The organism is Microbacterium sp. zg.Y909 (genome assembly GCF_024626565.1).
Window position 1 is genome coordinate 1 of the sequence record NZ_JANJFJ010000258.1, and the last position, 6,282, is coordinate 6,282.

The window sequence follows — 6,282 nt, forward strand, 5'->3', positions numbered from 1 at the left end:
AGACCCTGTCACTTGCGATGATGGCGCAGACCGAGGCGATCCCCGCCACCACCGAAGAAGAAGACGCCATCGACTGGCGCGACCTGGTCTGAGACCCCGGGTCAGTACCCGACGGTGAACCGCTCGCGCACGTGTCGCGGGTTCTCGATCTCATCGAGCACCGCGACCGCGAGGTCGGGGCCCGAGATGTACGACTCACCCGCCTCGTCGCTCACGAGCACGTCGCCGCCCTTGCGGTAGTTTCCGGTGCGCTCGCCCGGGTTGAACGCACCGAAGCCGGCCGCCGGATGCACGAAGAACCAGTCGCGCGCGGCATCCGTCGCCTGAAGGTCCTCGAGGATGCCGATGGCCTCGAACGCCTCGGACTTGAACTCCTCGGGGAAGTCGGTGTCGATGAGCCGCGGGCCGTCCGGGGCGACGAGACTGCCGCCGGCGCCGCCGATGACACCCACGCGCACGTCCTCGGGGAGGGCGGCGATCAGTTCGCCGACGGCGTCACGCATCTTGCCTTCCATGTCGCCGCGCGGCGAGGTCGCCACCACGACGACCTCGACGCCTTCGAGCTGGCCGACGAGGGTGGGCACATCGAGGATCGTGCCGACGAGGTACATGGCCCCCTCGATCCGGTCGCCGGGAAGGGTGCGGGCGACCGAGATCACGGTGTGACCGCGCTCGAGCGCCTCGGTGACGATGTTGCGGCCGGCGAAGCCGGTTCCGCCGATGACGGCGATGCGGGTCATGGCTTTCCTCAGTCCTGCGTCGAGCGCATCGTCGACACCTGGTAAAGCGCGACGGATGCCGCGATGCCGGCGTTCAGCGACTCGGTCGCCGCCGAGATCGGGATCGAGACGATCTGGTCGCAGGTCTCGGTGACCAGGCGCGACAGGCCCTTGCCCTCGGAACCCACGACGATGAGCACGGGCCGGTCGGCGAGCTTCAGCTCGGGCAGCGACACCTCGCCGCCGCCGTCCAGGCCCAGCACGAACACGCCCTGCTTCTTGAACTCCTTGAGCGTGCTGGTGAGGTTCGGCGCGATGGCGACGGGGATGCGCGCGGCAGCTCCTGCGCTGGTCTTCCAGGCGGCGGAGTTGACGCTCGCACTGCGACGCTGCGGAAGGATCACGCCGTGCCCGCCGAAGGCGGCCGTGGAGCGGATGATCGCACCCAGGTTGCGAGGGTCGGTCACGCCGTCGAGGGCCACGAGCAGCGGCACCTGGTCACGGTCGATGATCTGCTCCAGCAGGTCCTGCGGGTGACCGTACTCGTACGGCGGCACCTTGATCGCAACGCCCTGGTGCACGCCGTCGAAGCCGGCCATGCGGTCCAGCTCCGGGCGGGTGACCTCCATCACGGGGATGCCGCGGTGAGTCGCGATCGACAGCATCTCCTTGACGCGATCGTCCATCTCCACGCGCTGGGCGATGTAGAACGCCGTCGCGGGGATCTTGGCGCGCAGTGCCTCGAGCACCGAGTTGCGGCCGGTGACGATCTCGGTGTCGTCTTCCTTCTTGGCACGGCGCTGCGGCGCGGGCTTCTGCCCGGGCGCGCCCTTGCCTCCTGCGGCGGCGTAGCGCTCGGCTGCCGCCTTGCGCTTGCCCGCGGGGTGCCAGGCGCGCTCTTCGGCCTTGGGTGTCGGGCCGCGACCCTCGAGGGACCGCTTGTTCTTGCCGCCGGTGCCCTTGGTCGGGCCCTTCTTGCCGCTCTTGCTTGCGCCGGGGCGCCCTGGCTTAGCCATTGAAACTCCAATGTGTTCCGTCCGGAGTGTCCTCCAGAGTGATGCCTGCGGCCGCGATCGCATCTCTGATGCGGTCGGCCGCAGGCCAGTCCTTGTCGATGCGCGCCTGCGCGCGCTGGGTGATCATCGTCTGCACCAGCGCGTCGAGCGCGGTTGCCGCCGCTCCCCCGTCGCCGGTGCGCCACTGCGGGTCTTCGGGGTTGAGCCCCAGCAGGCCGGTCATGCGGCCCACCTGCACGGCGGCGCGCGCCGCGGCATCCCGGTCGTCGGCGTCGAGGGCGGCGTTGCCGGCGCGTACATGCTCGTGCACGACGGCGAGGGCCTGCGGCACGCCGAGGTCGTCGTCCATCGCGGTGGCGAAGGCGTCGGGCAGGTCGGCGACGGTGAGCCAGCTGCCGGCGCCCAGCACGCGCGCAGCGCGGGTCTGGAAAGTGCGGATGCGATCCAGCGCCGCAGCTGCCTCGTCGAACGAGGCCCCCGTGACGTCGAGGTTGGAGCGGTAGTGCGCCGCCGCCAGGGCGTAGCGCACGACGAGCGGCTCGTACCGGCTCAGCACGTCATCGGCGAGCAGGAAGTTTCCGAGCGACTTCGACATCTTCTGGTCGCCGACGGTCACGAGGCCGTTGTGCACCCAGTACGCCGCGAACGCGTCACCGGCCGCGGTGGACTGCGCCAGCTCGTTCTCGTGGTGCGGGAAGCGCAGGTCGAGGCCGCCGCCGTGGATGTCGAACGACGGACCGAGGTAGCGCCGCGACATCGCGGAGCACTCGATGTGCCAGCCGGGCCGGCCACGGCCCCAGGGCGACTCCCATGCGGCATCCGCCGGTTCGTCGGCCTTGGCGCCCTTCCACAGCGCGAAGTCGCGGGGGTCGCGCTTGCCACGGGGGTCGGCGTCGGCCGCCGGCTCCATGGCGTCGAGCGACTGGCGTGTCAGCTCACCGTACGAGGGCCACGAACGCACGTCGAAGTACACGTCGCCTTCGCCGGCGGGGTACGCGTGACCTGCGTCGATGAGGCGGGCGATGAGCTCGAGCATCTGCGGGATGGATGCCGTCGCCCGCGGCTCGTACGTCGGAGGAAGGATGCCGATGGTCGCGTAGGCGCGGGAGAACGCGAGCTCCATGCGGTACGCCAGAGCCCACCAGGGCTCGCTTGCCGTCGCGTTCGCGAGCACCTTGTCGTCGATGTCGGTGACGTTGCGCACGAACGTGACCCGCCCGAAGCGGTGGCCGAGCCACCGGCGCAGGATGTCGAAGCTCAGCGCGCCGCGCAGGTGACCGATGTGCGGGCCGGACTGCACAGTGGGCCCGCAGACGTAAATGGTGACGTTCGCGGGGTCGGCGGGGACGAAGTCGCGCAGCTGCTGCGCCTTCGTGTCATAGAGCTTCACGCCCGTACCGCCATTACTCACTGCTCCAGCCTACCGGCGGCGGCGCTCGGTTCCTGGGCGCGCGCGGCGCCGCTGGGCGCGCGGCTGCGGCGGCCTGCGCTTCGCTGGTCGCGTCTGTGCCCTCTGCGGGCGCCGAAAGGGACGTTTGCGACGACCGAAGCCCCGGTGGGGCCGGCCGCGGGGCAGGGCCCGAGGCGTGCGTCACACGCGCGACACACGCGTCCGCTAGAACTGACGTGATGTTCCCCGTCCTCGCCGTCCTCGCTGCTGCCGTGCTCTTCGGCACGACCGGCACCGCGCAGGCGCTGGGTCCCGACGACAGCACGCCCTGGGCAGTCGGGGCGGTGCGCTTGACGATCGGCGGCGCTGCGCTGGCAGCCCTCGCGTTCTCGCTGGGTGCACGGGATCGCCGCCGCGCAGCGGCCACCGGCAGCCCCGCCGCCGTCACCCCCGCCCCGCGGCCGGTGCTGGACCGTCGCGCCCTGCTGCTGATGGCGGCGACCGGCACCTGCCTGGCGCTCTACCAGCCGCTGTTCTTCCTCGGCGCCGAGCGCAACGGCGTCGCCGTCAGCACCGTGATCGCGCTGGGATCGGCGCCGGTGATCGCGGGGCTGGTCGAGTGGGCGCTGACCCGCCGCATCCCCTCGGGCGCGTGGCTGGTGGCGACGGCGCTCGCGACCGCGGGAGTGGTGCTGCTGGGTGCGGGCGGCGCGGCCTCCGGCGGCAGCGATCCGCTGGGGCTTCTCGCCTCCCTCGCGGCGGGCGCCGCCTTCGCCGTACAGGCCAACGTGCAGCGGCGACTGATGGATGCCGGCTGGGACCCGTTCACCGTCGGCGGGGCCATGGGGCTCGGGGGCGCGGCCTGGGGCGTCGCCATGCTGCTGTTCGCCGACCTGGCGTGGCTGGCATCGCCCGACGGAGTCGCGATGGCGCTGTGGCTCGGGCTCGCGACCGTCGGCATCGCGTACACGCTGTTCACGTGGGGGCTGCTGCGACTCACCGCCGCGACGGCGGCGACCCTCACCCTGGCGGAGCCGCTGACCGCAACGCTGCTGGGCCTCGGCGTGCTCGGCGAACGGCTGAGCACGCCGGCCATGGTCGGGCTGGCTGTGCTGGTTGCGGGCCTGGTGCTGCTGGCCGTCGGGTCGCGCGCGCCCCGAGACCCCGCACCGTATGCGGTCGAAGGCTGAGGAGGCACCACATGACCCTGCAGATACGCGTCGACGACCTCACCGGCGAGGCCACCTGCGCGCTCATCGCCGCTCACCTCGACGCGATGCACGCGCAGACCCCGGCCGAGAGCGTGCATGCGCTGGGCGTCGAGCAGCTGCGGCATCCCGACATCACGGTGTGGTCGGCCTGGGACGGCGACGAGCTCGCAGGCGTGGGCGCCCTGCAGCGGCGGGATGCCGCCCACGGCGAGATCAAGTCCATGCGGGTCGCCCCCGCCCACCTGCGACGCGGCGTGGCTCGGACGCTGCTGCGCCACATCATGGCCGAGGCACGCGCCATGGGGCTGCTGCGCCTGCAGCTCGAGACGGGCTCGGGGCCGGACTTCGCCGCCGCACGGGCGCTCTACCTCGGCGAGGGCTTCACGCCCTGCGGGCCGTTCGCCGACTACACCGACGACCCACTCTCGACCTACTTCGCGCTAGATCTGCCGCAATAGCGCGCCACCCGACCTCGGCGTGCCCGGGCCTCGTGGCCACGTGTGCTCCGGTCGTCACGTCTGCGCCCTTCGCCTGCCCCCGGCGGGCCATTTGCGACGACCGAAGCCGCCGAAGCCGCGAGGTGGCGGCCGGGCTCAGGCCGGGACGATCATCGCGACCGCGAACGCCGCGACGCCCTCGCCGGTGCCGGTGAAGCCCAACCCGTCGGTGGTCGTCGCCGACACCGAGACCGGGGCGCCGCCGAGGGCCGCAGAGAGAACCCGCTCCGCCTCGGCGCGCCGGTCGGCGAAGCGGGGGCGCCGCGCCTGCACCTGCACCGAGACGTTGCCCACGGCCCAGCCGGCTTCGTCGAGCAGCGCGCGGGTGCGCGCGAAGAACGCGTCGGCGTGCGCGCCGGCGTACTCGGGCCGGTCGGTGCCGAAGTGGGTGCCGATGTCGCCGAGGCCGGCCGCGGCCAGCAGCGCGTCGACGATGGCGTGGGCGACGGCATCCCCGTCGGAGTGCCCCGACAGCGGCTGCTCCCCCGGCCACTCCAGGCCCGCGAGCCACAGCGTCCCGTCGCCGCCGACCGCGTGCACGTCGGTGCCGACCCCCACGCGCGCGGCGGGCTGCTGGGCATCCAGGCGGGTGGCCGCCGGGTGGACGGGAGACACCAGTGACCGCGCGCGCTCGAGGTCGGCGGGAGTGGTGATCTTGAAGCTCATCTCGGAACCGTCGACGATCACCACCTCATGACCGGCGGATGCCACCACCGCCGCGTCATCGGTGAACTCCTCTTCGGCAGCCGCGTACGCGGCATCCAGCACGTCCCGACGGAACCCCTGCGGGGTCTGCGCGGCTGCCAGCTCGGCACGGTCCACGCCGTCGACGATGCGCGCACCGTCGACCCGCTTCAGGGTGTCGACGACGGGCAGCACCGGAATGACGCCTGCAGCGCCCGCGTCGACCGCCGCGATGACGCGCTCGAACACCGCCGGCGGCGTGAGCGCGCGGGCGGCATCGTGCACGAGCACGACCTCGACATCCGGCCACACCGCGTGCAGCCCCGCGGCGACCGATGCCTGACGCGTCGGGCCGCCGGAGACGACCTGCACCAGGTCGCGCCGGTCACCGGATGCCTCGAGGGCATCCGTGTCGGCATCGCCCTCGCGTCCCGGCGGGGCGACGACGATCACCTGCGCGCTCGGCGCGCTGAAGACGCCCTCGAGGCAGTGACGCAGGATGGTGTGCTGGTCGAGCCCGACGAACGCCTTCGGATCGGCCGCACCCAGACGGGTGCCGGATCCGGCGGCGACGACGATGACGGCGACACGGGGAACAGGCGTGATGCTCACGCCTCGAACCTACCCGCCGACGGGTTGTGCCGGGGTCAGCTGGCGAGGACCTCGTCGAGGACGACGCTCGCGCGCTCCTCGTCGGTCTTCTCGGCCAGAGCGAGCTCGGAGATGAGGATCTGGCGTGCCTTGGCGAGCATGCGCTTCTCACCG

6 protein-coding genes and 1 pseudogene are annotated in these 6,282 nt (G+C 72.3%); 2 read left to right on the forward strand and 5 right to left on the reverse strand.

What is annotated here, in order from left to right; genetic code table 11:
* Positions 1–101: 101 nt before the first annotated feature.
* From NQ160_RS16395 to cysS, 3 genes are read right to left on the reverse strand one after another with little or no spacing between them, the layout of a single operon-like run.
* The gene (locus NQ160_RS16395) at positions 102–740 is read right to left on the reverse strand and encodes an NAD(P)-dependent oxidoreductase (RefSeq protein ID WP_257516235.1); all 639 of its coding nucleotides are present in this window, start codon (positions 738–740) and stop codon (positions 102–104) included.
* 8 nt (positions 741–748) lie between these two features.
* On the reverse strand, positions 749–1,735 hold the full coding sequence (gene rlmB / locus NQ160_RS16400) for a 23S rRNA (guanosine(2251)-2'-O)-methyltransferase RlmB (protein ID WP_257516236.1): 987 nt from the start codon (positions 1,733–1,735) through the stop codon (positions 749–751).
* Entirely contained in the window at positions 1,728–3,146 is a 1,419-nt protein-coding gene (gene cysS / locus NQ160_RS16405; protein ID WP_257516237.1) for a cysteine--tRNA ligase, read from the reverse strand. Before cysS ends, rlmB begins: the two co-directional genes overlap by 8 nt.
* 218 nt (positions 3,147–3,364) lie before the next feature.
* Here cysS and NQ160_RS16410 point away from each other — a divergent pair, with 218 nt between their 5' ends.
* Positions 3,365–4,315 carry a DMT family transporter gene (locus tag NQ160_RS16410; protein WP_257516240.1) on the forward strand — a complete coding sequence of 317 codons (951 nt, stop codon included), beginning with the start codon at positions 3,365–3,367 and terminating at the stop codon, positions 4,313–4,315.
* An 11-nt stretch (positions 4,316–4,326) separates the two neighbouring features.
* Entirely contained in the window at positions 4,327–4,794 is a 468-nt protein-coding gene (locus NQ160_RS16415; RefSeq protein ID WP_257516238.1) for a GNAT family N-acetyltransferase, read from the forward strand.
* A 135-nt stretch (positions 4,795–4,929) separates the two neighbouring features.
* Here the strand turns inward: NQ160_RS16415 and ispD are convergent, their stop codons facing one another.
* Both ispD and NQ160_RS16425 read right to left on the reverse strand, forming a co-directional pair.
* A complete protein-coding gene (gene ispD, locus NQ160_RS16420; RefSeq protein WP_257516239.1) occupies positions 4,930–6,129 on the reverse strand; it encodes a 2-C-methyl-D-erythritol 4-phosphate cytidylyltransferase in 1,200 nt (399 codons plus the stop codon).
* A 35-nt stretch (positions 6,130–6,164) separates the two neighbouring features.
* A pseudogene (locus tag NQ160_RS16425) lies at positions 6,165–6,282 on the reverse strand (CarD family transcriptional regulator); the annotation flags it as partial.

Coding starts and splice junctions, on each gene's coding strand:
- NQ160_RS16395 (WP_257516235.1), bottom strand. CDS start 740: ATGACCCGCATCGCCGTCATCGGCGGAACCGGCTTCGCCGGCCGCAAC.
- rlmB (WP_257516236.1), bottom strand. CDS start 1,735: ATGGCTAAGCCAGGGCGCCCCGGCGCAAGCAAGAGCGGCAAGAAGGGC.
- NQ160_RS16410 (WP_257516240.1), top strand. CDS start 3,365: ATGTTCCCCGTCCTCGCCGTCCTCGCTGCTGCCGTGCTCTTCGGCACG.
- NQ160_RS16415 (WP_257516238.1), top strand. CDS start 4,327: ATGACCCTGCAGATACGCGTCGACGACCTCACCGGCGAGGCCACCTGC.